A 25,461-nucleotide genomic window follows, 5' to 3' on the forward strand; every position below is an offset into this window, starting at 1 on the left:
AAGGAAAACCACTCTGAACCTGCTATTGGGGCATGCGAATGCAACTCACTGACAAAGTAATCATTATCACTGGCGGTTGCCAGGGTTTAGGCCGTTCCATGGCCGAGTATTTCGCGGGCAAAGGCGCAAAGCTGGCGCTAGTGGATTTGAACCAGGAAAAGCTCGACGACACCGTCGCGGCGTGCAAAGCCAAGGGCGTAGAAGCCCGTGCTTACCTGTGCAACGTTGCCAATGAAGAGCAAGTGACGCATATGGTTGCCCAGGTGGCCGAAGATTTCGGCGCGATTCATGGCCTGATCAACAACGCCGGCATCCTGCGCGACGGCTTGCTGCTGAAGGTCAAGGATGGCGAAATGACCAAGATGAGCCTGGCCCAATGGCAGGCGGTCATCGACGTCAACCTTACCGGCGTGTTCCTGTGCACCCGTGAAGTCGCGGCAAAAATGGTCGAGCTGAACAACAGCGGCGCGATCATCAATATCTCCTCGATCTCCCGCGCCGGCAACGTCGGCCAGACCAACTACTCCGCCGCCAAGGCTGGCGTGGCCGCGGCGACCGTGACCTGGGCCAAGGAACTGGCGCGCTATGGCATTCGCGTGGCGGGCATTGCCCCGGGCTTTATCGAAACCGAGATGACCTTGGGCATGAAGCCTGAAGCCCTGGAGAAGATGACAGCGGGGATCCCGCTCAAGCGCATGGGCAAACCAGAAGAGATCGCGCATTCGGCGGCGTACATCTTCGAGAACGACTACTACACCGGCCGGATTCTGGAAATGGATGGCGGGTTGCGGATCTAAGGCCCCATAGATCAATGTGGGAGCTAGCCTGCTAGCGATTGCGGTGGTTCAGCCAACATATTTGTTGAATGTGAATCCGCTATCGCTAGCAGGCTAGCTCCCACAGTTGATTGAGTTTCAGGCCATCAGTCGTCGCTGATGGTGATGTTCGGCATGGCAGGCGATGCCGCTTCCTGCAACACAATCCGCGCGCCGACGTGGCGGGCGAGTTCCTGGTACACCAGCGCAATCGGGCTGTCCGGCTCGGCGATCACCGTTGGCTTGCCGCCATCGGCCTGTTCGCGGATAGCCATTGCCAGCGGCAACGACGCCAGCAGTTCGACGCCATATTGATTGGCCAGCTTCACCCCGCCACCTTCACCGAACAGATGCTCGGCATGCCCGCAGTTTGAGCAGATGTGCACGGCCATGTTTTCCACCACGCCCAGTACCGGAATGTTGACCTTGCGGAACATCTCCACGCCTTTGCGCGCGTCCAGCAGCGCCAGGTCTTGCGGGGTGGTGACGATGACGGCACCGGCGACCGGGACTTTCTGCGCCAGGGTCAGCTGGATGTCACCGGTGCCTGGCGGCATGTCGATGACCAGGTAATCCAGATCGCCCCAGGCGGTTTGCGTGACCAGTTGCAGCAGCGCGCCGGAGACCATCGGCCCGCGCCAGACCATCGGGGTGTTGTCGTCGGTCAGGAAGGCCATGGACATCACTTCCACGCCATGGGATTCGATCGGCACGAACCATTTCTGATCCTTGACCTTCGGTCGGGTGCCTTCCGGGATGCCGAACATGATGCCCTGGCTCGGACCGTAGATGTCCGCGTCGAGAATCCCGACCTTGGCGCCTTCACGGGCCAGTGCCAGTGCGAGGTTGGCGGCGGTGGTGGATTTGCCCACGCCGCCCTTGCCGGACGCCACGGCCACCACGTTCTTGACGTTGGCCAGGCCCGGAATCTGCGCCTGGGCCTTGTGTGCGGCGATCACGCTGGTGATGTCAACGCGAGCGTTCGTCACGCCGTCGAGACCTTCGATCGCCATTTGCAGCATCTGCGACCAGCCACTTTTGAACAGGCCGGCGGCGTAACCCAGCTCCAGCTGAACGCTGACGCGATCGCCCTGGATGTCGACGCCGCGCACGCACCCGGCGCTGACAGGATCCTGGTTCAGGTAAGGGTCGGTGTATTGGCGAAGGACGGCTTCCACCGCTGCGCGATTGACGACGCTCATGGGCAACTCCGATAGCAAGACTGGAAAATCAGGCGGGTATCCTAACCGTTCTAGATCATGGACGGCATGCCCGCTGATGATTTGTGGCAAACACAATCCTGTGGCGAGGGAGCTTGCCTGTGGCGAGGGGATTTATCCCCGTTCGGCTGCGCAGCAGTCGTAAATCCATAGCACTCGGTATACCGGATGTTCCGTGATGGCAAATTTAAGGGGCGGCTTCGCCACCCAACGGGGATAAATCCCCTCGCCACAGATAAATCTCCTTTCCACAACACTGTTGTGCGAACAAGCCCTCGGGCCCCTCGGGGGTGAAAAATATGCGCCGGCGCTTTATAGTGGCCGACCTCCGTTTCATCAAGTAGCCGAGCCCCATGTCCGAGCCACGCAAGATCCTCGTCACCAGCGCCCTGCCCTATGCCAATGGTTCGATCCATCTTGGCCACATGTTGGAATACATCCAGACCGATATGTGGGTGCGCTTCCAGAAGCACCGCGGCAACCAATGCATTTATGTCTGCGCCGACGACGCTCACGGTTCGGCCATCATGCTGCGCGCGGAAAAGGAAGGCATCACCCCGGAACAACTGATCGCCAACGTCCAGGCTGAACACAGCGCCGACTTTGCCGAGTTCCTGGTGGACTTCGACAACTTTCACTCCACTCACGCCGAAGAAAACCGTGAGCTGTCGAGCCAGATCTACCTGAAGTTGCGCGACGCCGGGCACATCGCCCAGCGCTCGATCACCCAGTATTTCGACCCGGAAAAGAAAATGTTCCTGGCCGACCGCTTCATCAAGGGCACCTGCCCGAAGTGCGGCACTGAAGACCAGTACGGCGACAACTGCGAAAAATGCGGTGCGACCTACGCACCGACCGACCTGAAGGATCCGAAGTCGGCAATCTCTGGCGCCACCCCGGTGCTCAAGGATTCCCAGCACTTCTTCTTCAAACTGCCGGACTTCCAGGAAATGCTGCAGGCCTGGACCCGCAGCGGCACCCTGCAAGAAGCAGTCGCCAACAAGATCGCCGAATGGCTGGATGCCGGCCTGCAACAGTGGGACATCTCCCGCGATGCGCCGTACTTCGGTTTCGAAATCCCTGACGAGCCAGGCAAGTACTTCTACGTCTGGCTGGACGCGCCGATCGGCTACATGGCCAGCTTCAAGAACCTCTGCGATCGCCGTCCGGAACTGGATTTCGACGCGTTCTGGGGCAAGGACTCCACCGCCGAGCTGTACCATTTCATCGGCAAGGACATCGTCAACTTCCACGCCCTGTTCTGGCCAGCGATGCTCGAAGGCGCCGGTTTCCGCAAGCCGACCGGCATCAACGTGCACGGTTACCTGACCGTCAACGGTCAGAAAATGTCCAAATCCCGCGGCACCTTCATCAAGGCCCGGACCTATCTCGACCACCTGTCGCCGGAATACCTGCGCTACTACTACGCGGCCAAGCTGAGCCGTGGCGTCGATGACCTGGACCTGAACCTTGAAGACTTCGTGCAGAAGGTCAACTCCGACCTGGTCGGCAAAGTCGTCAACATCGCCAGCCGTTGCGCCGGTTTCATCCACAAAGGCAACGCCGGTGTGCTGGTGGCCGGCAACGCCGCGCCGGAACTGACCGAAGCGTTCCTGGCCGCAGCCCCGAGTATCGCCGAAGCCTACGAGGCACGCGACTTCGCCCGTGCCATGCGCGAGATCATGGGCCTGGCCGACCGCGCCAACGCCTGGATCGCCGACAAGGCGCCGTGGTCGCTGAACAAACAGGAAGGCAAGCAGGATGAAGTCCAGGCCATCTGCGCCCTGGGCGTCAACCTGTTCCGCCAGTTGGTGATTTTCCTCAAACCGGTACTGCCGTTGCTGGCCGCCGATGCCGAGGCATTCCTCAACGTCGCGCCGCTGACCTGGAACGACCACGCGACCTTGCTCAGCAATCATCAGCTGAACGAGTTCAAGCCGTTGATGACCCGTATCGACCCGGTAAAAGTGCAAGCCATGAGCGACGCCTCGAAAGAAGACCTGACCGCCAGCGCAACCGACACCGGTGATGCTGCGCCGGCCGGTAACGGTGAACTGGCCAAGGATCCGCTGTCGCCGGAAATCGACTTCGACGCCTTCGCCGCTATCGACCTGCGCGTGGCCCTGATCCTCAAGGCCGAACACGTAGAAGGTGCCGACAAACTGCTGCGCCTGACCCTCGACATCGGTGACGAGCAACGCAACGTGTTCTCCGGGATCAAAAGCGCTTATCCGGATCCGTCCAAGCTCAATGGTCGTCTGACCATGATGATCGCCAACCTCAAACCACGGAAAATGAAGTTCGGCATCTCCGAAGGCATGGTGATGGCGGCCGGCCCTGGCGGTGAAGAAATCTACCTGCTCAGCCCCGACAGCGGCGCCAAGCCGGGTCAGCGCATCAAGTAAGGTTCTGCGGTAAATCGATCCCACAGTCGTGCCTGTCGCGACTGTGGGATTTTCATATCTGGCCCCACCCTCCGTCCTTGCCGGATAATGCCTAAGCTTTTTAGACCGCTCTGTTAAAAAGCCCTATTTCAACCGGCACGATCATGACCGAGATTCTGCTTACGCTTATCAGCACTGCCCTGATCAACAACCTCGTGTTGCACTGGCCGCTGGGCGTCGATCCGCTGATCGGCAGCGAGCGCGATCAGGTTCATGCGCTGGGCATTGCGACGACATGCCTGATGCTGGTTGTCGGCCTATTGAGCTACTCGGCCTATCACTGGCTGCTGGTGCCGCTGGAACTGACGTCGCTGCGCCTTTTCGTGTTCATGCCGTTGAGCGTTTTGCTGATCGGCCCACTGTTGAAGCTGCTTTCCCGTTTACTGCCCAGGCTTGCGTTCGATGGCCTCTGGCCGTTGCTGCTGGGCAACGCGGGTGTGCTGGGGCTGACCTTGCTCAACGCCCAGAACGACAAAGGATTCTTGCACGCCACTGCCCTGTGCCTCGGTGCCGGGCTGGGGTTCTGGCTGGTGCTGAGCCTGTTCAGCGACTTGCGCCAGCGCACAATCGATAATGATATTCCCCTGCCCTTTCGTGGCCTGCCGATCGAGTTGATCGGCGCCGGACTGATCGCAGTGGCTTTTCTCGGATTCAGCGGACTGATCAAAACATGAGTCTGATTCAACGCATCGACGCCCTCTTGCCGCAGACCCAATGCGGCAAGTGCGGCCACCCCGGATGCAAGCCGTACGCCGAAGGCATTGCCAGCGGCGAGCCGATCAACAAGTGCCCGCCGGGCGGCAGCGAAACCATCGCGGCGCTGGCTGACTTGCTGAAAGTGCCGGTGCTGGAACTGGACGTCAGTCGCGGTCCGGCCCCGGCGCAGATCGCCTACATTCGTGAAGCGGAGTGTATTGGCTGCACCAAGTGCATTCAGGCTTGCCCGGTGGATGCAATCGTCGGCGCGGCAAAATTGATGCACACGGTGATCGTCGACGAATGCACCGGTTGCGACCTGTGTGTCGCGCCCTGCCCGGTGGACTGCATCGAGATGCGACCACTGCCCTTGGCCACGGTGCTGCCGATTGTCGGTGGCCTCGCGTTCAGCCTCGAGGAACAACAGGCGCGCACCGCCAAACGCAATCATGCGCGGCGTCGCTTTGAACAGCGCAACGCCCGCTTGTGTCGTGAAGAAGAACAGAAACTCGCCGAACGTCAGGCCCGTGCCCAACGCACCGTGCCGCACAACGAAGTGATGACACTCGACCCGGTTCAGGCTGCGCTTGAGCGGGTGCGTGCGCAGAAAGCGGCCAACGCCGATGCGGCGCTGAAAAAAGCCAAGATCGATGTGGCGATGAGTCGTGCGCAACTGAACAAGTCGCTCAAGGCCTTCGGGCATCCGCCGACCTTCGAGCAGCAGTCGCAGCTGATCGTGCTGCAACAGCAATTCGAAGCGGCGGAGCAAGCCTTGGCGAAGCTGGAAAGCAGCGCGCCGCCCACCCCGGCGCAGGCCGCGCCAGCGAAGGATGCCGAACTGAAACGGGCGAAGATCCAGCTGGCCATGCGTCGCGCCGAACTTAACAAAGCGCGAACCAACGAAGCAGCGGCTGAACAGATCGCAGCGCTGGAACTCGCGGTGAAGGACGCCGAGCACCAGGTGGATACCCATGCCGCCCCTTGAACCGGTGGACGAACGCCTTCAGCAGGCCATGAAACTGGTATTGCTGGCCACTGTGCCGGGGATGCTGGTGTTTTTCTGGTTGTATGGCTGGGGCGTTTTGATCAACCTGATTCTGACGGCCGTTACCGCATTGGCCGTTGAGGCAGCGGTGTTGCAACTGCGCAGGCAACTCATCAAACCAACCCTGAGCGATGGCAGCGCCCTGGTCAGCGCAACGTTGCTGGCACTGGCCTTGCCGCCTTATTGCCCATGGTGGTTGACGGTCAGTGCGGCGGCGCTCGCGCTGCTCGGCAAACACCTCTACGGCGGAGTCGGCAAGAATCCGTTCAATCCGGCAATGCTCGGTTTTGCCTTCGTGCTGGTGGCCTTTCCCCAACAGATGACCCTCTGGCCGTCATCCCACGGCATGAATTTGCTCGAAGGTTTGCAGCAGGTCTTCGGCTTCGGACAGGCACCAGATGCCTGGGTGCAGGCCACGGCGCTGGACAGCCTGCGAATCAACAAAAGCCTGACCATGGATGAACTCTTCGCGGGCAACCTTGCGTTCGGCCATTTCGGTGGACGCGGCGTGGAATGGGTCAACCTGGCTTTTCTCGCTGGTGGCGCATTCCTGCTACAACGGCGGGTGTTCACTTGGCACGCCCCGGTCGGCATGCTCGCCAGCCTGTTCGTTATCAGCCTGCTGTGCTGGAACGGCTCGGGCTCCGACTCCCATGGCTCGCCACTGTTTCATCTGCTCACCGGCGCGACCATGCTGGGTGCATTCTTTATTGCCACCGAACCGGTGTCCGGCGCGAAAAGTCCCGGTGCCCGACTGCTGTTCGGTGCTGGCGTGGGATTACTCACCTACCTGATTCGAACCTGGGGGGGTTATCCGGACGGCGTGGCGTTCGCCGTGCTGCTGATGAACCTGTGCGTCCCTGCGCTGGAGCGGTTTGTCGCGGCCAGGCATGAGCAGGTGGCCCCATGAACCGAGCGACGAGCGTTGGGATTCTGGTGCTGCTGAGCGGACTGGGGATTGGCGCGACGTACTTCGTGCAACACGCCAGCGAACCGCGCATCAGTGCGCAACAACGCTTGATCGACAGCCGCAACCTGCTGGACTTGCTACCGTTGGGCAGCTACGACAATCAACCGCTGGAGCAGCCGCTCGCCCTCAAAAACATCCCGCTGCCCAATAGCACGCTGCTGGGTGGTTATCTGGCGACCCAGGCCGGCCAATCTCGCGCGGTGTTGCTGCGCAGTCAGTCCCTGGGTTACGAGGGCTCCATCGAACTGCTGATTGCCATCGGCGCAAACGGAAAGTTGTTGGGGGTCAAAACCCTCAAGCAATCGGAAACCCCTGCGCTGGGTGGCAAGATCGCTGACTGGCCCAATGCCTGGCTTCAGGTGTTTACCGGCAAGTCTCGCACTGAGCCCGGCGATATGGGCTGGGCCTTGAAAAAAGATCAGGGCCAATTCGATCAGATAGCGGGCGCGACCATCACTTCAAGAGCGGTGATCAGCGCTGTCCATGACGCGTTGCGCTACTTTGATGAACACCCGCAACAGTTGATCGGGAGCGAGGTTCATGAATAAGTCATCGACGCTGCGTAACTCACTGATGCTTGCGCCGCTGATCGGCGCTACGGACGCTTGGCAGACGGCGTTGGGCCTCTGGCTGATGTTCTTCGTGGTGATCAATGCGTATGGCGCCAGCATGGTCGCCTTGCGATCACGGCTGATCCCGTCCACCCGATTGCTTGCCAGCCTCCTGCTGGCGGCCGCGTTGACCAGTTGCGCGGAACTTGCCGCACAGGTCTTGTCACTTCAATGGCATCAGCACGTGGGGATCTATGCAGGATTGATCGCCGTGCAATGCCTGGTGCTGGAACACAATGGTTTTTTCCAGGAATCCTGGCTCGATCGCCTGCGCTTGTGTGGCCTGTTTGGCGCGTTGATGGTGGGCCTTGGCTTGCTGCGCGAGCTCATCGGCAACGGCGGCCTGCACCTGGCCACGCTGGTTCCCGGCGGATTTATTCTCTTGGGACTGCTGATCGCCGCCTGGCAGGCCTGGCACCGGCCGGCTCCCTCACACTGACCGAATTCGAGGAAACGCACTGTCCATGAATGCCGCAAAACGCCTGGAAATTTTCCGCAGGTTTCACGAAGACAACCCGGAACCGAAGACCGAACTGGCCTATTCCTCGCCGTTCGAATTGCTGATTGCCGTCATTCTTTCCGCCCAGTCGACGGATGTCGGCGTGAATAAGGCTACCGCCAAACTCTACCCGGTGGCCAATACGCCGGCGGCGATTTATGCCTTGGGCGTTGAAGGGCTGTCGGAATACATCAAGACCATCGGCCTGTTCAACAGCAAAGCGAAAAACGTGATCGAAACCTGTCGTTTGCTCGTGGAGCGCCATGGCGGCGAGGTTCCGCAAACCCGAGAGGAACTGGAAGCGCTGCCCGGCGTCGGCCGCAAGACCGCCAACGTGGTGCTCAACACCGCTTTTCGGCAACTGACCATGGCGGTGGATACCCACATTTTTCGGGTCAGCAACCGCACGGGCATCGCTCCGGGCAAGAACGTGGTCGAGGTGGAGATGAAGCTGATGAAGTTTGTCCCCAAGCAATACCTGCTCGATTCCCACCATTGGCTGATCTTGCATGGGCGCTACGTTTGCCTGGCCCGCAAGCCCCGTTGCGGCAGCTGCCGGATCGAAGACCTGTGCGAATACAAGCTGAAGACCTCGGACGATTGAGGCGCTATTAGATTTATTGATCCATCGATTGAAAAAATCTTTTTTACCCGCCGGGAGTTTGTCGATATAAGGAGCGCCAAAGGCAGTCTTAGCCTGGAGTTAACCTTATGAGCACTGGCAAAGAGCAATTGGACGTAGAAGACGACTTCACACCCGTTGAGGCCGATGACGCTGAACCGGTGGTTGAAGTGGCGAAGACCAACCTGAGCAAACGCCGCACCATCGACAATCTGCTGGAGGAGCGCCGACTGCAAAAGCAATTGGCCGATTACGATTTTGACCTGTGACACCTAAAAGCCTCCCGAAACGGAGGCTTTTTACTAAGTGCCAATCCCTCAGTCGCCAGTGCACTCATACCAGCCCATTGCGTTGAGCCAGTTCAATCAGGTCGACCAAGGACCGAGCATTGAGCTTCAACAACAGGCGAGTCTTGTAGGTGCTGACGGTTTTATTGCTGAGGAACATGCCATCGGCAATCTCCTTGTTTGTCTTTCCTCTAGCCAACTGTTGCAGCACCATCATTTCGCGCCCGGACAAACGATCCACCATATCGGCTTCACTGGCATTCCCGAGACTGGAGCGAACGGTATGCAGCGCTTGATTCGGAAAGTAGCTGTAGCCAGAGAGTACGGCTTTTATCGCACTGAGCAATTCAGTGAGGTCCTGTTGTTTGCAGACATATCCGGCGGCACCCGATTGCATGCAACGCATGGAAAAATGTCCGGGTGCCTGAGAGGTCAATATCAACACTTTAAGAGGCATTGCCGTAGAGGTCAGACGCGCGATGACTTCCAACCCGTCCAGCTTCGGTATTCCAATATCCAGAATGACAATATCCGGCATAAGTTCGCGGGCAAGTTGTAACGCATCCACGCCGTTATCTGTTTCTGCAATGACTTCGTAGCCATGACGCTCCATCAGCATACGTACCGCAAGACGAATGACGGGGTGATCATCCACGATCAGCACTTTATTCATGGGCAAGTCCAATTTCGCTGTTCGAATTTTTAGAGCCCGCACAATAGCCTAGTCGTTTCATCCGTGGCACGCCGCCCCCCTCGCCCACCCGCAGCGAGAGACATTCCCTACAAACAAGCAGGATATGTCTTACAAAAATCAGACAAATACTGTGTGTCTTAAATTTTATCGCCCAGCCAGCGCTGTGCTTTCAAAACTGTTTTTGTATCGATTTACATCAAGAAATCAAAGAAACCAGAAGCTGATAGAGAGATCCGGCAAGCGCTGACGATTGAGCTACGCTTAAAAAGTAACCGATATTGTCAAACCGACACTCATACCGGACAGTTAAACCCTGAATAGACCCATTACAAAAAGCCTTACATCAGGCAACACTTGAGAAACAGCAACACCATAGACTTACAAAAACAAAAATACCCGACTCACAAACAATACAGCTACTATGACCCCTACTAACAAATCAACTAAGAGGACACCACCAAAACAGTAGACAGCTTTCTCCGCCACACCTTTAACTTACCAGCACTCTTAACTTCCACGAACCCATCGAGAAAAGACAATCTTTCATGAGCAAAAAACATGAACAAATTAAAAACAAGAATCTCCAACCCCATGACAATCATCGCGATATTTGCAACCCTGTCTGAAACATCGGCCGCTATTTCTCTTCCCTTTCTCGGCGATGAGGAGAGAGAGATCTATATCTGGTTCCTTATCAGCTTCCCTTTTTATTTGCTCTTCCTGTTCTTCGCCACACTAAACTTCAACTATAGATCGCTTTACGCGCCCTCTGATTTTGAAAAAGGAAAGCATTTCATAAAGGCCATGAGCGATGCCGATCAACCACAAGGAGGCACACCTGAGCCGTTGATTGAGCATCACGTACGCTCAACGGTGCTGTTAAAGGATCTGCACATCGTCGACGCACGATGGATGAGCAGCAAAATGGATTTCAACACCTTGATGGAAAAGGTCCAGCAACCACAGGAAAACCCTGCGCGCGTTATCGTGTTTCTCACGTGTACTGATTCAGAGGCATTGCTGAAGGAAGGCGCACACAAGCATGCGAAACAAACAAAGAAGCGCAACAGCACTGCGTTCTGGGTTGCCTACAATTTGAGCTCGCATGGCATGACGATGATGGCTTGAATACCGGTAGCAGAAGACAGCGCTCGAAGGGCAATCGGAGCGCAAAAGCAGACGAAAGCGTATTTGTAACAACAATAAGAAAGTTGAAACATGATGCACGGCAGGAAACATCCCTCTTTCAGAAATGTGGCCTTGTCACCGACAAGGCCACATTTCCATTACCGTCGTTGCAGCTTCAAAGGTCTCAGAAAAGCTTCCGGCCTTTGTTTGCAGCAATGCGCATGCGCAAGGCGTTGAGCTTGATAAAGCCCGCCGCGTCGGCCTGGTTGTAAGCACCACCGTCTTCTTCGAAGGTCGCGATGTTGGCATCGAACAACGATTCGTCGGACTTGCGACCAGTGACGATCACGTTGCCCTTGTACAGCTTCAGGCGCACAACGCCGTTCACGTGTGCCTGGGACGCATCGATCATCTGTTGCAGCATCAGACGCTCAGGGCTCCACCAGTAACCGGTGTAGATCAGGCTGGCGTATTTAGGCATCAACTCGTCTTTGAGATGAGCCACTTCGCGGTCCAGGGTGATCGATTCGATCGCACGGTGAGCGCGCAGCATGATAGTGCCGCCTGGGGTTTCATAGCAGCCACGGGACTTCATGCCCACGTAACGGTTCTCGACGATGTCGAGACGGCCGATGCCGTGTTCGCCACCGATACGGTTCAGGGTCGCCAGCACGGTGGCTGGGGTCATTTCGACGCCGTCCAGTGCCACGATGTCGCCGTTGCGGTAGGTCAGCTCCAGGTATTGCGCCTTGTCTGGAGCCTTCTCCGGGGAGACGGTCCATTTCCACATGTCTTCTTCGTGCTCGGTCCAGGTGTCTTCCAGCACGCCGCCTTCATAGGAAATGTGCAGCAGGTTGGCATCCATCGAGTACGGGGATTTTTTCTTGCCGTGGCGCTCGATCGGGATGTTGTGCTTTTCAGCATAATCCATCAGCTTTTCACGGGAGAGCAGGTCCCACTCGCGCCAAGGGGCGATCACTTTCACGCCTGGCTTGAGTGCGTAGGCGCCCAGTTCGAAACGAACCTGGTCGTTGCCCTTGCCGGTGGCGCCGTGGGAAATGGCGTCAGCGCCGGTTTCGTTGGCGATTTCGATCAGGCGTTTGGCGATCAACGGACGAGCGATGGAAGTACCCAGCAGGTACTCGCCTTCGTAAACGGTGTTGGCGCGGAACATCGGGAAAACGAAATCACGCACGAACTCTTCGCGCAGATCGTCGATATAGATCTCTTTCACGCCCATGGCCTGAGCCTTGGCGCGTGCAGGTTCGACCTCTTCGCCCTGACCCAGGTCAGCGGTGAAGGTCACGACTTCACAGTTATAAGTATCCTGCAGCCACTTGAGGATCACCGAAGTGTCCAGGCCGCCGGAATACGCCAGAACGACCTTGTTTACGTCCGCCATGCCATCACTCCACGGGGTTCTACGGAAAGCCGTGAAGTCTACCGGTCATACGGAATAATTTACAGAGGCGCGACAGCTTATGACGACGAAGCGACAGATTCTGTCGAGCGAGCGACGAATTCAGCTGGATCAGGAGGTCGCCGAGGAGCTTCCCGGCGTGGTGGTTTGAGGCGCGACTTTCTCGGTCGGTGCCACCCGTTCCAGGCGCACGGCTACCCGGCGATTCTTCGCGCGGTTGGTGGCATTGGTGTTTGGCACCACAGGATAGCGTTCACCGTGGAAACGCATGGTGATCTGCGATTCCTGGATGCCATTGGCCTTGAAATACTCCATTACCGCCAGCGCCCGGCGGCGTGACAGCTCGCGGTTGGTCAGGCGATTGCCGCTGTTGTCGGAGTGCCCATCGAGTTCGATGTGATTGACCGTCGGATCCGCCTTCATGAACTCCAGCATCACCTGCAACTGCGCCTTGGCTTGCGGATTGAGATCGACGCCTTCACCCGGGAAGCCGATCTCGGACTGTTTGACCTGCTCGAAATTCTTCGGCAGCAGCTTCGCGACGCAACCCTGATAGTCGTTGAAAGCCTTGCTGAACTTGACCGGCAACAGGCGTACCTCAGACACGCGACCATCGCCAGAGGAATGGCGGATGACCGGGCTGCGGCCGTCCATCAACCCGCTGATCAGGCGCCCGGCCTGAACTTGCGAACTGTTGAACAACACATTGCCGCTGCCGATTCTCACCGAGCCCAGGTTGATGTCGCCACGTCCCGGTTGCCACGGTGCAGCGGCCGCCAGCAGCGTCGCGGAACCGCCGCCGATCATCGCGTTGTAGGCTTTGAGACGAAACGTCGCCTGCTCACCGGCACGGCGCACGAATTCACCCGAACCGAAATCGGTGATCGGTTGAGTCAGGCGGCATTCGAACTTGTCACCTTCGACCGTCCACTCGATGCTCTCCAGACGCGTCTGGAAAGTGAGCGCCATCGCAGGGAGGCTGGCAAACACACTGAGCAAGGCTAAATAACGCTGGCGCACGGGAGGCTCCACTGGCTTCTACAACAAAAAGACCGATACACATATTTACGGCATACCTGTTGGATATCGGAAGCTTCCTGCAAAACTTGATAGCGAGTGCCTGAGAGAGTCTTTTCCGGTAGCATTCCCCAGAGTTTGACCCGCCTGGAATCCCCTCATGTCCGACCGCCTGACCCTGCTGCGTCCCGACGACTGGCATATTCATCTTCGCGATGGTGCTGTGTTGACCAATACCGTTGCGGATGTCGCGCGCACCTTTGGTCGCGCAATCATCATGCCCAACCTGGTACCTCCGGTGCGTAACGCCGCTGAAGCCGACGGCTATCGCCAGCGGATTCTCGCTGCACGCCCGGCCGGCAGTCGTTTCGAACCGTTGATGGTGCTGTACCTGACCGACCGCACCCAGCCCGACGAAATTCGCGAGGCCAAGGCCAGCGGCTTCGTCTACGCCGCCAAGCTGTACCCGGCCGGCGCGACCACCAACTCGGATTCTGGTGTCACCAGTATCGACAAGATCTTCCCTGCACTTGAGGCCATGGCCGACGTCGGGATGCCCTTGCTGATTCACGGTGAAGTCACCCGTGGCGATGTCGATGTGTTCGACCGCGAAAAACTCTTCATCGATGAGCACATGCGTCGTGTGGTCGAGCGTTTCCCGACGCTCAAAGTGGTGTTCGAACACATCACCACCGCAGACGCCGTGCAGTTCGTCAACGAGGCTTCGGCCAACGTTGGCGCGACCATCACCGCGCATCACCTGCTGTACAACCGCAACCACATGCTGGTGGGCGGGATTCGGCCGCACTTCTATTGCCTGCCGATCCTCAAGCGCAATACCCATCAGGAAGCCTTGCTCGACGCCGCTACCAGCGGCAGTGACAAGTTCTTCCTCGGCACCGATTCGGCGCCGCACGCCCAGCACGCCAAGGAAGCCGCTTGCGGCTGTGCCGGTTGCTATACCGCTTATGCAGCGATCGAGATGTATGCCGAAGCCTTCGAACAGCGCAACGCGCTGGACAAGCTCGAAGCCTTCGCCAGCCTCAACGGCCCGCGCTTCTATGGCCTGCCGGCGAACACCGATCGCATCACCCTGGTCCGCGATGAGTGGACCGCCCCGACCAGCCTGCCATTTGGCGAGCTGACCGTAATCCCGCTGCGCGCCGGTGAAAAACTGCGCTGGCGCCTGCTGGAGGAACACGCGTGAGTGAAGACCATTTCGACGACGAACAGGACGGTCAAGGCGGCGGAGGTGGTTCACGCCACCCGATGGCTGAACGCTTCCGTGGATACCTGCCCGTTGTTGTCGACGTTGAAACCGGTGGTTTCAACTCTGCCACTGACGCCTTGCTGGAAATCGCCGCGACCACGATCGCCATGGATGAAAAAGGGTTTGTGTACCCCGATCACACCTATTTCTTCCGTGTCGAGCCTTTTGAAGGCGCGAATATTGAAGCAGCCGCACTGGAATTCACCGGAATCAAGCTCGATCACCCGCTGCGTATGGCGGTAAGCGAAGAAGCAGCCCTGACCGATATTTTCCGCGGCATCCGCAAGGCCCTGAAAGCCAACGGTTGCAAACGGGCGATTCTGGTCGGGCACAACAGCAGCTTCGACCTGGGCTTCCTCAACGCCGCTGTCGCGCGTCTGGACATGAAACGTAACCCGTTTCATCCGTTCTCCAGTTTCGATACCGCGACCCTCGCCGGTCTGGCTTACGGTCAAACCGTACTGGCCAAGGCTTGCCAGGCGGCGGACATCGACTTTGACGGTCGCGAGGCTCACTCGGCGCGCTACGACACCGAGAAGACGGCCGAGCTGTTCTGCGGCATCGTCAATCGCTGGAAACAAATGGGCGGCTGGGAAGACTTCAACGACTGATCCCGGTCGCTGGATTTCTCCCGCCCATAAAAAAACCGGCCTCAGCGGCCGGTTTTTTTGTGCCTCGAACGTGCCTTACAGCGCAGCAGCGTTCTCGGTCAGGTAAGCCGCGACGCCTTCGGTCGAAGCGGTCATGCCTTTGTCGCCTTTTTTCCAGTTGGCAGGGCAGACTTCGCCGTGCTCTTCGTGGAATTGCAGGGCGTCGACCAGACGGATCAGCTCTTCCATGTTACGGCCCAGCGGCAGGTCGTTGATGATCTGCGAACGGACAATGCCTTTGTCGTCGATCAGGAACGCGCCACGGAAAGCCACGCCGCCTTCGGACTCAACGTCGTAGGCCTTGGCGATTTCGTGTTTCATGTCGGCAGCCATGGTGTAGCGAACCTGGCCGATACCGCCATTGTTCACCGGGGTGTTGCGCCATGCGTTGTGGGTGAAGTGCGAATCGATCGACACCGCGACCACTTCAACATTACGCGCCTTGAAGTCAGCCATGCGGTTGTCCAGAGCGATCAGCTCGGATGGGCAAACGAAGGTGAAGTCCAGTGGGTAGAAGAACACCAGGCCGTATTTGCCTTTGATGGCCGAGGACAGGGTGTAGCTATCCACGATTTCGCCATTGCCGAGGACGGCAGGTACGGTGAAGTCCGGGGCTTGTTTGCCTACGAGTACGCTCATTGAATATCTCCTGGTCTATTAACGTGAAGAACTGGGTTCGCGCCAGCCTGCCACCCTCAGGCGACAGCCCTGTGACACGACCCCCTTCGCAAGGACCGACCATCATACACGGCGTTTTTGAGCTGTCCTCAACGGTTTTTCACCGACGCACCAAATAGGCTGTCTCGGCAGGTAATGGCAGATCGCTAGATGAAAACCGTTCGTCAGTCATACGCGCTTATAACGCGAAGCTTTCAGAAAGCACTTTGACAATCATTCTCGTTAACATTAAGATCCATCGCAACTGAGTCACCACCAGCGACGGTTCTTAGCTTATGTATGTCTGCCTCTGCACTGGCGTCACCGACGGTCAAATCCGCGATGCAATCTACGAAGGTTGCTGCAGCTACAAAGAAGTCCGTCAGGCGACTGGCGTAGCCAGCCAATGCGGCAAATGCGCCTGCCTTGCCAAGGAAGTGGTCCGCGAAACCCTGACCAAATTGCAATCGGCCCAGGCCGCGATTCCTTTCCCTGTAGAATTTACTGCAGCGTAAATACCGTATTCCAAAGAACCGGACTTGAAGTCCGGTTTTTTTATGTCTGAAAATCAATTGCTTACGGGCTAGACGCGGAACACAAACATTCTTATTCCGATTAATTTTCATTTAAGTTTCAATAACTTAGGTTTGACACTCTTAGTTGCGCGGCTCAAACTCTGCCTTATAGACAGCTAATACAGGGCAGGACCCCATCATGAAAGGCGACATTACAGTCATCCAGCATCTCAACAAGATCCTTGCCAATGAACTGGTCGCGATCAATCAGTATTTTCTGCATGCGCGCATGTACGAAGATTGGGGTCTGAACAAGCTTGGCAAGCACGAATACCACGAATCCATCGACGAGATGAAACACGCGGACAAGCTGATCAAGCGCATCCTGTTCCTCGAAGGCCTGCCGAACGTTCAGGACCTGGGCAAGCTGCAGATCGGCGAGCACACCCAGGAAATGCTTGAGTGTGACCTGCGTATCGAAAAAACCGGTCATGCCGACCTCAAGGTCGCCATCGCACATTGCGAAACCGTTGGCGATTTCGGTAGCCGTGAATTGCTCGAAGACATTCTTGAGTCCGAAGAAGAACATATCGACTGGCTGGAAACCCAACTGGGCCTGATCGATAAAATCGGTCTTGAGAACTATCTGCAATCGCAGATGGGCGAAGAGTAAGTTAGCGCCCGCTAAACTCGAGACATTAAAAAGCCCCGCGCTCTTTTGAAGAGGCGGGGCTTTTTCATGACCGGCTTCAGGTTCACCCTGAAACAAATGTGGGAGCGGGCTTGCTCGCGAAGGCGGTAGGTCAGTCAACTAATCTGTTGAATGTTGTACCGCTTTCGCGAGCAAGCCCGCTCCCACATTGAGAGGATCAGGCTTCGGTCTTGCCAGCAGCAGCCGCTTCAACAGCAGCCTTGATCGTGGCCTGCAGCGAACCATCAGCCGACATTTCAGTCATGATGTCGCTACCGCCGACCAGCTCACCACCGACCCACAGTTGCGGGAAGGTTGGCCAGTTGGCGTATTTTGGCAGGTTGGCGCGGATTTCCGGGTTCTGCAGGATGTCCACGTACGCAAACTTTTCACCACATGCCATCACGGCCTGCGCGGCTTTCGCGGAGAAGCCACACTGCGGGGCATTCGGCGAACCTTTCATGTAAAGCAGAATGGTGTTGTTAGCAATCTGCTCTTTAATCGTTTCGATGATATCCATGGAGCACCTCGGCTGAACTTTCCGACTCAAGGGTCGGCACGGTGGCGCATTGTAACGGAAACCCGAGCGCCATGCTCGGTCTCCCCGACAGACACAATCAAGCTGCCGCCACAGTCACCGGAACACCGTTCAACGCCGCATTCCCCGACAACTCATCGAGCTGGCATTCATCGGTCAGGTCATTGGCGCTGGAGCCTGGTTGACCACTGGCGATCGTCATCTGCACGCCGGGCCGCGCATGGCCCCAACCGTGAGGCAGGCTGACCACGCCTTTCATCATATCCAGGCTGGCGACCACTTCCACTTCGATCATGCCGACCCGCGAACTGACCCGCACGCGCTGCCCATCGCTGAGCCCACGGCTGGCCAGGTCATCCGGGTGCATCAACAATTGATGGCGCGGCTTGCCCTTCACCAGACGGTGGTAGTTGTGCATCCACGAGTTGTTGCTGCGCACATGGCGACGACCAATCATCAGCAATTCATCGGCGGCCGGTGCCTGCAGCGCGGCGAAGCGCGCCAGGTCGGCGAGAATCGCGGCAGGCGCAGCCTGGACTCGCTGGTTAGCGGTTTTCAGGCGCGGCGCGAGGTTGGATTTGAGCGCGCCCAGATCGACACCGTGCGGATGATCGAACAGCGTTGCGAGCGAAAGCTTGTGTTCAGAGGCATCACCATAAAGCCCCATTCGAAGTCCGCGATCGATCATCTGTGCGGGAGGAATGGTCGGCTTCAGGTCCTTGCCGGTCTTCGCCGCAAAGGCCTGGGCCAGGCCGACAAAGATCTCCCAGTCATGCAATGCCCCTTCGGGCTTGCCCAGAATCGCTCGGTTGAAACGGGTGACGTTGCGCACCGCGAACATGTTGAACGTGGTGTCGTAGTGATCGTTTTCCAGTGCCGAGGTCGACGGCAGGATCAGGTCGGCATAGCGCGTGGTTTCATTGATGTACAGGTCGATGCTGACCATGAACTCCAACCCGTCCAGTGCCTGTTCCAGTTGCCGGCCATTGGGTGTGGACAGCACCGGATTGCCGGCCACGGTGATCAGCGCACGGACCTGCCCTTCCCCGCCGGTCAGCATCTCTTCCGCCAGGGCCGACACCGGCAGCTCGCCGCCGTACTCGGGACGCCCGGATACCCGGCTCTGCCACAGATTGAAATGGCCGCCCGAAGTGGACGCCACCAGATCCACCGCAGGTTCTGTGCACAACGCCCCGCCGACGCGGTCGAGGTTGCCGGTGACCAGGTTGATCAGTTGCACCAGCCAATGGCACAAAGTGCCGAAGGCCTGGGTGGAAACGCCCATCCGGCCATAACAGACCGCAGTCGGCGCTGCTGCAAAATCACGGGCCAGTTGGCGAATCTGCTCTGCCGGCACCGCGCACAAAGGGCTCATGGTGTCGGCGGTGAATGTGGCGATGGCCTGACGGACTTCATCCAGACCGTCCACCGGTAAATGACTGTCGCGGGTCAGGCCTTCGGCGAACAAGGTATTGAGCAGCCCGAACAACAGCGCCGCATCACCACCGGGGCGCACGAACAGATGTTGATCGGCAATCGCAGCCGTTTCACTGCGACGCGGATCGACCACCACCACTTTGCCGCCCCGGGCCTGAATCGCCTTCAGGCGTTTTTCCACATCCGGCACGGTCATGATGCTGCCGTTGGAGGCCAGTGGATTGCCCCCGAGGATCAACATGAAGTCGGTGTGATCGATGTCCGGGATCGGCAACAGCAAGCCGTGGCCGTACATCAAATGGCTGGTCAGGTGATGAGGCAACTGGTCGACCGAGGTCGCGGAAAACCGGTTGCGTGTTTTCAGCAGGCCCAGGAAGTAATTGCTGTGGGTCATCAACCCATAGTTGTGCACGCTGGGATTGCCTTGATAAACCGCCACCGCGTTCTGCCCGTGACGCTCCTGAATCGCCGCCAGGCGTTCGGCGACAAGGCTGAAGGCGTCTTCCCACTCGACAGGCTGCCATTCGCTGCCCACTCGCAGCATCGGCTGACGCAGGCGATCCGGATCGTTCTGGATGTCTTGCAGGGCAACCGCCTTGGGGCAGATGTGCCCACGGCTGAACGTATCCAGTGGGTCGCCTTTTATTGAGGTGATCTGTACGCCGCTGCCTTCGACCTCGGAGGTCTCGATAGTCAGGCCGCAAATGGCTTCACACAGGTGGCAGGCACGGTGATGGAGAGTCTTGGTCATGGCCAGTCTCTGTTTTGTTCTGGGCGGGCAATATCGGCCGCGGGAACAAAACTATGGCGCGTGACCCGCCACTGCGCCAGCGACGTTCGTCTTGTGAATCGGCGACCATCAGGCCAGCCGATGACCGCGCTCGATCAGTTTGGCGGCAACCCGGGTGGCGGCGTCTGCAACTGGATCTCCTGAATGGTTTCGATCTGCTCCTGGGCGACATGTACGCCGGTGAGCTCGCCGATCAGTCGCCAGTGCTCATCGAGCCCGGTGCTGATGGTTGCCATGCGGTCGATCATGCGTCGACCGGCCGCCTTGGTCACTTCGTCTTCACTGCGCATCAATTCAAAGGACATCGACGTCATGGAAGCGGTGAGGTGGGTCAGAGAACGGGCCGTGAGGCCAAGTAAATCCATTAACAGCTGTTCTTTCGATTCCATTCCGAAGGCTCCCTGCATCATTCGTGAGCTAGTTATAACCCAGCACTTTGCATTAGCAAATGTTTCATCCCGGCACATCGCCAGCCACCGTCGCGAATATCAGGTCAGAAACCGACCCGTGGCCATGCGATCCCCGCCCGGTTTGATTGCCAACCCCAAGGAGCCCAGTGTACAAATGACAGGCTGCTGTCAGTAAACCGGCTTCAAAAGCGCTACTGCGGACACCCCGTAGCCCCTCTGAAATCCCCAAACACCGTAGCCCATTGGAAAAACGCGACATTTAATGTCAATATCGCGCCTCCCCCTATTTCGTCGCCCCGTGCGGCTTACGCCGCAGGTCTCGCCCGTTTTTCAGTTAAACAAGGCTTTGAGTATCTGCGGTCTGTTGCAAAAAGGTAGTCAATGATGAGCGCAAGGCACTTTCTCTCCCTGATGGATTGCACGCCCGAAGAGCTGGTCAGCGTGATCCGTCGAGGCGTTGAGCTCAAGGACCTGCGTAACCGCGGCGTACTGTTCGAGCCTCTGAAAAACCGCGTGCTCGGGATGATTTTCGAGAAGTCCTCGACCCGCACCCGAATTTCGTTCGAAGCCGGCATGATCCAGCTCGGCGGCCAGGCCATTTTCCTGTCACCGCGCGACACGCAGCTGGGCCGTGGCGAACCAATTGGAGACGCCGCCATTGTCATGTCGAGCATGCTCGATGCGGTGATGATCCGCACGTATTCCCACAGCACCCTGACCGAATTCGCCGCCAATTCGCGCGTCCCGCTGATCAACGGCCTGTCCGATGACCTGCACCCGTGCCAGTTGCTGGCGGACATGCAAACCTTCCTCGAACATCGCGGCTCGATCCAGGGCAAGACCGTGGCCTGGATCGGCGACGGCAACAACATGTGCAACAGCTATATAGAAGCGGCAATCCAGTTCGACTTCCAGTTGCGTATCGCCTGCCCTGAAGGTTTTGAACCCAACCCGCAATTCGTGGCCAAGGCCGGTGATCGCGTGACCATCGTCCGCGATCCAAAGGAAGCCGTGCGCGGCGCCCACCTGGTGAGCACCGATGTCTGGACCTCCATGGGCCAGGAAGAAGAAACCGCCAAGCGCCTGAAGCTGTTCGCGCCGTTCCAGGTGACTCGCGCCCTGCTCGACCTCGCGGCTGAGGATGTGCTGTTCATGCACTGCCTGCCGGCCCACCGTGGCGAGGAAATCAGCCTCGACGTGCTCGATGACAAGCGCTCCGTCGCCTGGGATCAAGCGGAAAACCGCCTTCACGCACAAAAGGCCCTGCTCGAGTTTCTCGTCCCGCCTTCGTACCATCACGCATGAGCCATCCATTACTGCTTAACCTGCGCAACCTCGCCTGTGGCTATCAAGACCAGCGCGTGGTGCAGAACCTCAACCTGCACTTGAATGTCGGCGACATCGGTTGCCTGCTGGGCTCTTCAGGCTGCGGCAAGACCACAACGCTACGGGCGATTGCCGGTTTCGAACCGGTGCACGAAGGTGAAATCACGCTGGCGGGCGAGACCATTTCCCGCGCCGGTTTCACCCTCGCCCCGGAGAAACGCCGAATCGGCATGGTGTTCCAGGACTACGCGCTGTTTCCGCATTTGAGCGTGGCCGAGAACATCGCTTTCGGGATCCGCAAGCATCCGCAAAAGGATCGCGTCACCGAAGAACTGCTGGAACTGGTCAACCTGAAAAACCTTGGCAAGCGCTTCCCGCATGAGTTGTCCGGTGGTCAGCAACAACGTGTCGCACTGGCCCGCGCTCTGGCACCGGAACCGCAACTGCTGTTGCTCGACGAACCGTTCTCCAACCTCGATGGCGAACTGCGGCGCAAGCTCAGCCATGAGGTGCGCGACATTCTCAAGGCCCGTGGCACCAGCGCGATTCTGGTAACCCACGACCAGGAAGAAGCCTTCGCGGTGAGCGATCACGTTGGAGTGTTCAAGGAAGGCCGGCTGGAACAGTGGGACACGCCCTACAACCTGTATCACGAACCGCTGACGCCTTATGTGGCCAGCTTCATTGGCCAGGGTTATTTCATCCGCGGCCAATTGAGCAGCCCGGAGTCGGTGCAGACAGAATTGGGTGAGTTACGCGGCAATCGTGCCTACACCTGGCCAGTGGGCGGTGCGGTGGACGTGTTGCTGCGCCCGGACGATATCGTTTATGCACCCGACAGCGGTTTGAAGGCACGGATTGTCGGGAAGTCCTTCCAGGGTGCGTCGACGCTGTATCGTTTGCAGCTGCCGACCGGTGCACAGCTGGAATCGATCTTTCCCAGCCATGCTGATCATCACGTCGGTGCCGAGGTGGGTATTCGAGTCGCGGCTGAACACCTGGTGCTGTTCCAGGCGTCCGGTAGCACGGCAGCGCAGATTCTGGCGGTCGAGTCCGGTGTTCGCCGCTACAGCACCGCCAGCTGACATACACGAATAAACTGTGGGAGCGTGCTTGCTCGCGAAAGCGCCGGACCAGTCAACATCTTCGTTGAATGTAATATCGCTTTCGCGAGCAAGCCCGCTCCCACATAAGATTTGTGTCAACCGAGAATAAGTGTTCCGCTCGCAACCAGCGTCGCATTCCCGCCAATCTTCACCCGATCCCCTTCCAGCCGGCAGAACAACTCTCCGCCTCGATTCGAGCACTGATACGCCGTGAGGCTCGACTTGCCCAACCGCTTCGACCAATACGGAATCAAGCTGCAATGGGTCGAACCGGTCACCGGATCTTCATTGATGCCGATCGCCGGGGCAAAGTAACGCGACACAAAATCATGCTTGCCGCCCTTGGCGGTGACGATCGCGCCCGGCCACGGCAGTTTGGCCAGGGCGACCATGTCTGGCTGACAATCGAGCACCGCCTGCTCCGATTCCAGCACCACGAACAATTCATTTGAACCCAACACGTCGACCACTTCGACACCCAAGGCGCGTTCGACATCCAGCGTCACGCCCACTTCAGACGGCACGATGGCCGGAAAATCCAGCCACAAGCGTCCGTCCTCACGACTCACACTCAACGGGCCGGACTTGCAGATGAAGTCCAGGCGTTCGACCGGTTCCTTATAGATTTCAAACAAAACATGCGCACTGGCGAGGGTCGCATGGCCGCACAACGGCACCTCAGTGGTCGGGGTAAACCAGCGAATGTGCCAGCCCTGCCCCTCGCGCACCACGAAGGCGGTTTCAGCGAGGTTGTGCTCGGCAGCGATCTTCTGCATCAACTCATCGGCGAGCCAGGCCTCAAGCCGGTACACCATCGCCGGATTCCCACTGAACGGGCGATCGCTGAACGCGTCGACCTGATGAAACTCAAGCTGCATAACCTTCTCCCTGATTTAGGCGCGACCGATATCGGCAAACTTGGCCTGAGTGTGTTCGGCCAGCACGGTCGGCGCCAATTCCACTTCCAGACCACGCCGACCGGCACTGACGAAAATAGTCGCAAAGGGCTGAGCAGAGTTATCGATAAACGTACGCAAACGCTTCTTCTGCCCCAGCGGGCTGATCCCACCCAACAGATAACCCGTCGTGCGTTGCGCGGCGGCAGGGTCGGCCATTTCGACTTTTTTCACCCCCGCCGCGTGCGCCAGATGCTTCAAGTCCAGACTTCCGACGACCGGCACCACCGCCACCAGCAATTCACCTTTCTCACTGGCCGCCAGCAAGGTCTTGAACACCTGCGCCGGGTTCAGTCCCAGCTTCTCCGCGGCCTCCAGCCCATAAGACGCTGCCTTCGGATCATGTTCATAACTGTGCACGCGATGTTCGGCTCGAACTTTTTTCAACAAATCCAATGCGGGGGTCATGGCAGCTCCAGACTGGGCGGCAGTAGAAAAATCCTGCGCTGGATTCTAGGACATTGAACGGCAAAAGGCTCTATTGCGCCACTGTTTCAAAGGCTTGGCAGCGCCACGTGCCACTCGTCCGCGCTCGGCCCGCGGCGTGAACGATACGATCATTCACGTGACTAATAGTTGAATTGTGACTGACGGTTCACTTTCGACCTTTGACAGCAGCGTTTCTTGTCTATATTTTTTCGAATCTGAATACTGTACGAATGTGTCATCGCAGCACCCCAGTAGCAGGCCGAGAACAGGATGGGGATTCTGCCTCGGTGGAAAACGCGCTTTGGCCATGACGAATGAAGCGCCAGACAACAACAAAAACGAGGTTTCCAATGACAACTGCTTTACAACAACCGTCGCTCTCAAGCCAATGCATGGCCGAGTTTCTGGGCACTGCACTGCTTATCTTTTTCGGCACCGGTTGCGTTGCTGCGCTCAAGGTCGCAGGTGCCAGCTTTGGCCTGTGGGAAATCAGCATCATCTGGGGCGTCGGCGTGAGCATGGCGATCTACTTGACCGCCGGGGTTTCCGGGGCTCACCTCAATCCTGCCGTCAGCATCGCCCTGAGCATTTTCGCTGACTTCGAAAAGCGCAAACTGCCGTTCTATATCCTCTCTCAAATTGCTGGCGCATTCTGCGGCGCATTTTTGGTGTACACGCTGTACAGCAATCTATTCTTCGATTTCGAACAAACTCACCATATGGTTCGTGGCACCCAGGCCAGCCTCGAATTGGCGTCGGTGTTCTCCACCTTCCCCAACCCGTCCCTGTCCACCGCCCAGGCGTTCCTGGTTGAGGTGATCATCACCGCCATCCTGATGGGCGTGATCATGTCCCTGACCGACGACAACAATGGTTTGCCAAAAGGCCCCATGGCACCGTTGCTGATTGGCTTGCTGATTGCGGTGATTGGCAGCTCCATGGGCCCGCTCACCGGTTTTGCGATGAACCCGGCGCGAGATTTCGGTCCCAAGCTGATGACTTTCTTTACAGGCTGGGGTGAAATTTCCCTCACCGGCGGCCGCGATATCCCATATTTCCTGATTCCGATTTTTGCACCGATTGTCGGTGCCTGCCTCGGTGCTGCCGCGTATCGCGGGCTGATTGCCCGTCATCTGCCCAGCGCCCTACCTGCTACAAAGGACGCAACACCGGCCATTGACGGCAAACCAAGAACTTCTTGATACCGTAGGCGCGTGA

The 25,461-nt window shown here is 58.1% G+C and carries 26 protein-coding genes and 1 pseudogene; 17 read left to right on the plus strand and 10 right to left on the minus strand.

Features of this window, described 5'->3' with window-relative positions:
- Window positions 1-38: 38 nt before the first annotated feature.
- Window positions 39-797, plus strand: a complete 759-nt coding sequence (locus DJ564_RS26055; protein WP_077749886.1) for an SDR family oxidoreductase — start codon at window positions 39-41, stop codon at window positions 795-797.
- A gap of 125 nt (window positions 798-922) precedes the next feature.
- Here DJ564_RS26055 and apbC read toward each other — a convergent pair whose 3' ends face one another.
- A complete protein-coding gene (apbC, locus tag DJ564_RS26060; protein WP_109634421.1) occupies window positions 923-2,017 on the minus strand; it encodes an iron-sulfur cluster carrier protein ApbC in 1,095 nt (364 codons plus the stop codon).
- A gap of 371 nt (window positions 2,018-2,388) precedes the next feature.
- Between apbC and metG the strand changes: the two genes are divergently transcribed.
- From metG to DJ564_RS26100, 8 genes and pseudogenes are all read left to right on the plus strand, one after another.
- Window positions 2,389-4,440, plus strand: coding sequence for a methionine--tRNA ligase (gene metG, locus DJ564_RS26065; RefSeq protein WP_109634423.1), 2,052 nt, complete (start codon window positions 2,389-2,391; stop codon window positions 4,438-4,440).
- 143 nt (window positions 4,441-4,583) lie between these two features.
- Window positions 4,584-5,153 carry an Rnf-Nqr domain containing protein gene (locus tag DJ564_RS26070; protein ID WP_109634424.1) on the plus strand — a complete coding sequence of 190 codons (570 nt, stop codon included), beginning with the start codon at window positions 4,584-4,586 and terminating at the stop codon, window positions 5,151-5,153.
- Between the two features lie 17 nt (window positions 5,154-5,170).
- Window positions 5,171-5,545: pseudogene (rsxB, locus tag DJ564_RS32965) on the plus strand (electron transport complex subunit RsxB); the annotation flags it as partial.
- A 601-nt stretch (window positions 5,546-6,146) separates the two neighbouring features.
- The gene (locus DJ564_RS26080; protein ID WP_109634427.1) at window positions 6,147-7,130 is read left to right on the plus strand and encodes an RnfABCDGE type electron transport complex subunit D; all 984 of its coding nucleotides are present in this window, start codon (window positions 6,147-6,149) and stop codon (window positions 7,128-7,130) included.
- Window positions 7,127-7,738: an RnfABCDGE type electron transport complex subunit G gene (locus DJ564_RS26085; protein WP_109634429.1), complete on the plus strand. Its 612-nt coding sequence runs from the start codon at window positions 7,127-7,129 to the stop codon at window positions 7,736-7,738. The genes DJ564_RS26080 and DJ564_RS26085 overlap by 4 nt, the downstream gene beginning before the upstream one ends.
- The gene (locus DJ564_RS26090) at window positions 7,731-8,240 is read left to right on the plus strand and encodes an Rnf-Nqr domain containing protein (protein WP_109634431.1); all 510 of its coding nucleotides are present in this window, start codon (window positions 7,731-7,733) and stop codon (window positions 8,238-8,240) included. Before DJ564_RS26085 ends, DJ564_RS26090 begins: the two co-directional genes overlap by 8 nt.
- A gap of 25 nt (window positions 8,241-8,265) precedes the next feature.
- Window positions 8,266-8,904, plus strand: a complete 639-nt coding sequence (gene nth / locus DJ564_RS26095; protein WP_109634432.1) for an endonuclease III — start codon at window positions 8,266-8,268, stop codon at window positions 8,902-8,904.
- Window positions 8,905-9,011: 107 nt separating this feature from the next.
- Window positions 9,012-9,191 (plus strand): PA3496 family putative envelope integrity protein, encoded by a 180-nt coding sequence (locus tag DJ564_RS26100; protein WP_007898493.1) that lies wholly within the window; start codon window positions 9,012-9,014, stop codon window positions 9,189-9,191.
- A 64-nt stretch (window positions 9,192-9,255) separates the two neighbouring features.
- Here the strand turns inward: DJ564_RS26100 and DJ564_RS26105 are convergent, their stop codons facing one another.
- On the minus strand, window positions 9,256-9,882 hold the full coding sequence (locus DJ564_RS26105; protein ID WP_007943575.1) for a response regulator transcription factor: 627 nt from the start codon (window positions 9,880-9,882) through the stop codon (window positions 9,256-9,258).
- 579 nt (window positions 9,883-10,461) lie between these two features.
- Between DJ564_RS26105 and DJ564_RS26110 the strand changes: the two genes are divergently transcribed.
- Window positions 10,462-11,031, plus strand: a complete 570-nt coding sequence (locus tag DJ564_RS26110) for a hypothetical protein (protein WP_109634434.1) — start codon at window positions 10,462-10,464, stop codon at window positions 11,029-11,031.
- Between the two features lie 184 nt (window positions 11,032-11,215).
- On the opposite strand, the gene DJ564_RS26115 is transcribed toward DJ564_RS26110, so the two are convergent.
- Both DJ564_RS26115 and DJ564_RS26120 read right to left on the minus strand, forming a co-directional pair.
- Window positions 11,216-12,433 (minus strand): argininosuccinate synthase, encoded by a 1,218-nt coding sequence (locus tag DJ564_RS26115; RefSeq protein WP_007898502.1) that lies wholly within the window; start codon window positions 12,431-12,433, stop codon window positions 11,216-11,218.
- Between the two features lie 129 nt (window positions 12,434-12,562).
- Window positions 12,563-13,471, minus strand: coding sequence for an OmpA family protein (locus DJ564_RS26120; protein ID WP_109634436.1), 909 nt, complete (start codon window positions 13,469-13,471; stop codon window positions 12,563-12,565).
- A 157-nt stretch (window positions 13,472-13,628) separates the two neighbouring features.
- On the opposite strand from DJ564_RS26120, the gene pyrC reads away from it, so the two are divergent.
- Both pyrC and rnt read left to right on the plus strand, forming a co-directional pair.
- A complete protein-coding gene (gene pyrC / locus DJ564_RS26125; protein WP_109634437.1) occupies window positions 13,629-14,675 on the plus strand; it encodes a dihydroorotase in 1,047 nt (348 codons plus the stop codon).
- Window positions 14,672-15,349, plus strand: coding sequence for a ribonuclease T (gene rnt, locus DJ564_RS26130; RefSeq protein WP_064679478.1), 678 nt, complete (start codon window positions 14,672-14,674; stop codon window positions 15,347-15,349). Before pyrC ends, rnt begins: the two co-directional genes overlap by 4 nt.
- Window positions 15,350-15,424: 75 nt before the next feature.
- Here rnt and DJ564_RS26135 read toward each other — a convergent pair whose 3' ends face one another.
- Window positions 15,425-16,027 (minus strand): peroxiredoxin, encoded by a 603-nt coding sequence (locus DJ564_RS26135; RefSeq protein ID WP_109634439.1) that lies wholly within the window; start codon window positions 16,025-16,027, stop codon window positions 15,425-15,427.
- A gap of 314 nt (window positions 16,028-16,341) precedes the next feature.
- Here DJ564_RS26135 and DJ564_RS26140 point away from each other — a divergent pair, with 314 nt between their 5' ends.
- Together DJ564_RS26140 and bfr are read left to right on the plus strand one after the other, a co-directional pair.
- On the plus strand, window positions 16,342-16,560 hold the full coding sequence (locus DJ564_RS26140; RefSeq protein WP_007943567.1) for a bacterioferritin-associated ferredoxin: 219 nt from the start codon (window positions 16,342-16,344) through the stop codon (window positions 16,558-16,560).
- A 199-nt stretch (window positions 16,561-16,759) separates the two neighbouring features.
- Entirely contained in the window at window positions 16,760-17,233 is a 474-nt protein-coding gene (gene bfr, locus DJ564_RS26145) for a bacterioferritin (RefSeq protein WP_010457685.1), read from the plus strand.
- Window positions 17,234-17,429: 196 nt separating this feature from the next.
- Here bfr and grxD read toward each other — a convergent pair whose 3' ends face one another.
- From grxD to DJ564_RS26160, 3 genes are all read right to left on the minus strand, one after another.
- Window positions 17,430-17,771: a Grx4 family monothiol glutaredoxin gene (gene grxD, locus DJ564_RS26150; protein WP_109634441.1), complete on the minus strand. Its 342-nt coding sequence runs from the start codon at window positions 17,769-17,771 to the stop codon at window positions 17,430-17,432.
- Window positions 17,772-17,868: 97 nt separating this feature from the next.
- On the minus strand, window positions 17,869-19,977 hold the full coding sequence (locus DJ564_RS26155; RefSeq protein WP_109634443.1) for a molybdopterin oxidoreductase family protein: 2,109 nt from the start codon (window positions 19,975-19,977) through the stop codon (window positions 17,869-17,871).
- 134 nt (window positions 19,978-20,111) lie between these two features.
- Window positions 20,112-20,405: a hypothetical protein gene (locus tag DJ564_RS26160; protein ID WP_109634445.1), complete on the minus strand. Its 294-nt coding sequence runs from the start codon at window positions 20,403-20,405 to the stop codon at window positions 20,112-20,114.
- Window positions 20,406-20,810: 405 nt separating this feature from the next.
- Between DJ564_RS26160 and argF the strand changes: the two genes are divergently transcribed.
- Together argF and DJ564_RS26170 are read left to right on the plus strand one after the other, a co-directional pair.
- Window positions 20,811-21,731: an ornithine carbamoyltransferase gene (gene argF / locus DJ564_RS26165; protein WP_109634446.1), complete on the plus strand. Its 921-nt coding sequence runs from the start codon at window positions 20,811-20,813 to the stop codon at window positions 21,729-21,731.
- Window positions 21,728-22,837: an ABC transporter ATP-binding protein gene (locus DJ564_RS26170; RefSeq protein ID WP_109634448.1), complete on the plus strand. Its 1,110-nt coding sequence runs from the start codon at window positions 21,728-21,730 to the stop codon at window positions 22,835-22,837. The genes argF and DJ564_RS26170 overlap by 4 nt, the downstream gene beginning before the upstream one ends.
- A 116-nt stretch (window positions 22,838-22,953) precedes the next feature.
- Here DJ564_RS26170 and DJ564_RS26175 read toward each other — a convergent pair whose 3' ends face one another.
- Both DJ564_RS26175 and ybaK read right to left on the minus strand, forming a co-directional pair.
- A complete protein-coding gene (locus DJ564_RS26175) occupies window positions 22,954-23,736 on the minus strand; it encodes a PhzF family phenazine biosynthesis protein (RefSeq protein WP_109634450.1) in 783 nt (260 codons plus the stop codon).
- Window positions 23,737-23,751: 15 nt separating this feature from the next.
- Window positions 23,752-24,222 (minus strand): Cys-tRNA(Pro) deacylase, encoded by a 471-nt coding sequence (gene ybaK, locus DJ564_RS26180; RefSeq protein WP_109634451.1) that lies wholly within the window; start codon window positions 24,220-24,222, stop codon window positions 23,752-23,754.
- 371 nt (window positions 24,223-24,593) lie between these two features.
- Between ybaK and DJ564_RS26185 the strand changes: the two genes are divergently transcribed.
- Window positions 24,594-25,445 (plus strand): MIP/aquaporin family protein, encoded by an 852-nt coding sequence (locus DJ564_RS26185; protein ID WP_109634453.1) that lies wholly within the window; start codon window positions 24,594-24,596, stop codon window positions 25,443-25,445.
- Window positions 25,446-25,461 lie beyond the last annotated feature (16 nt).

Origin of the sequence: Pseudomonas sp. 31-12 (genome assembly GCF_003151075.1) — a bacterium.
Classification (GTDB): Bacteria; Pseudomonadota; Gammaproteobacteria; order Pseudomonadales; family Pseudomonadaceae; genus Aquipseudomonas.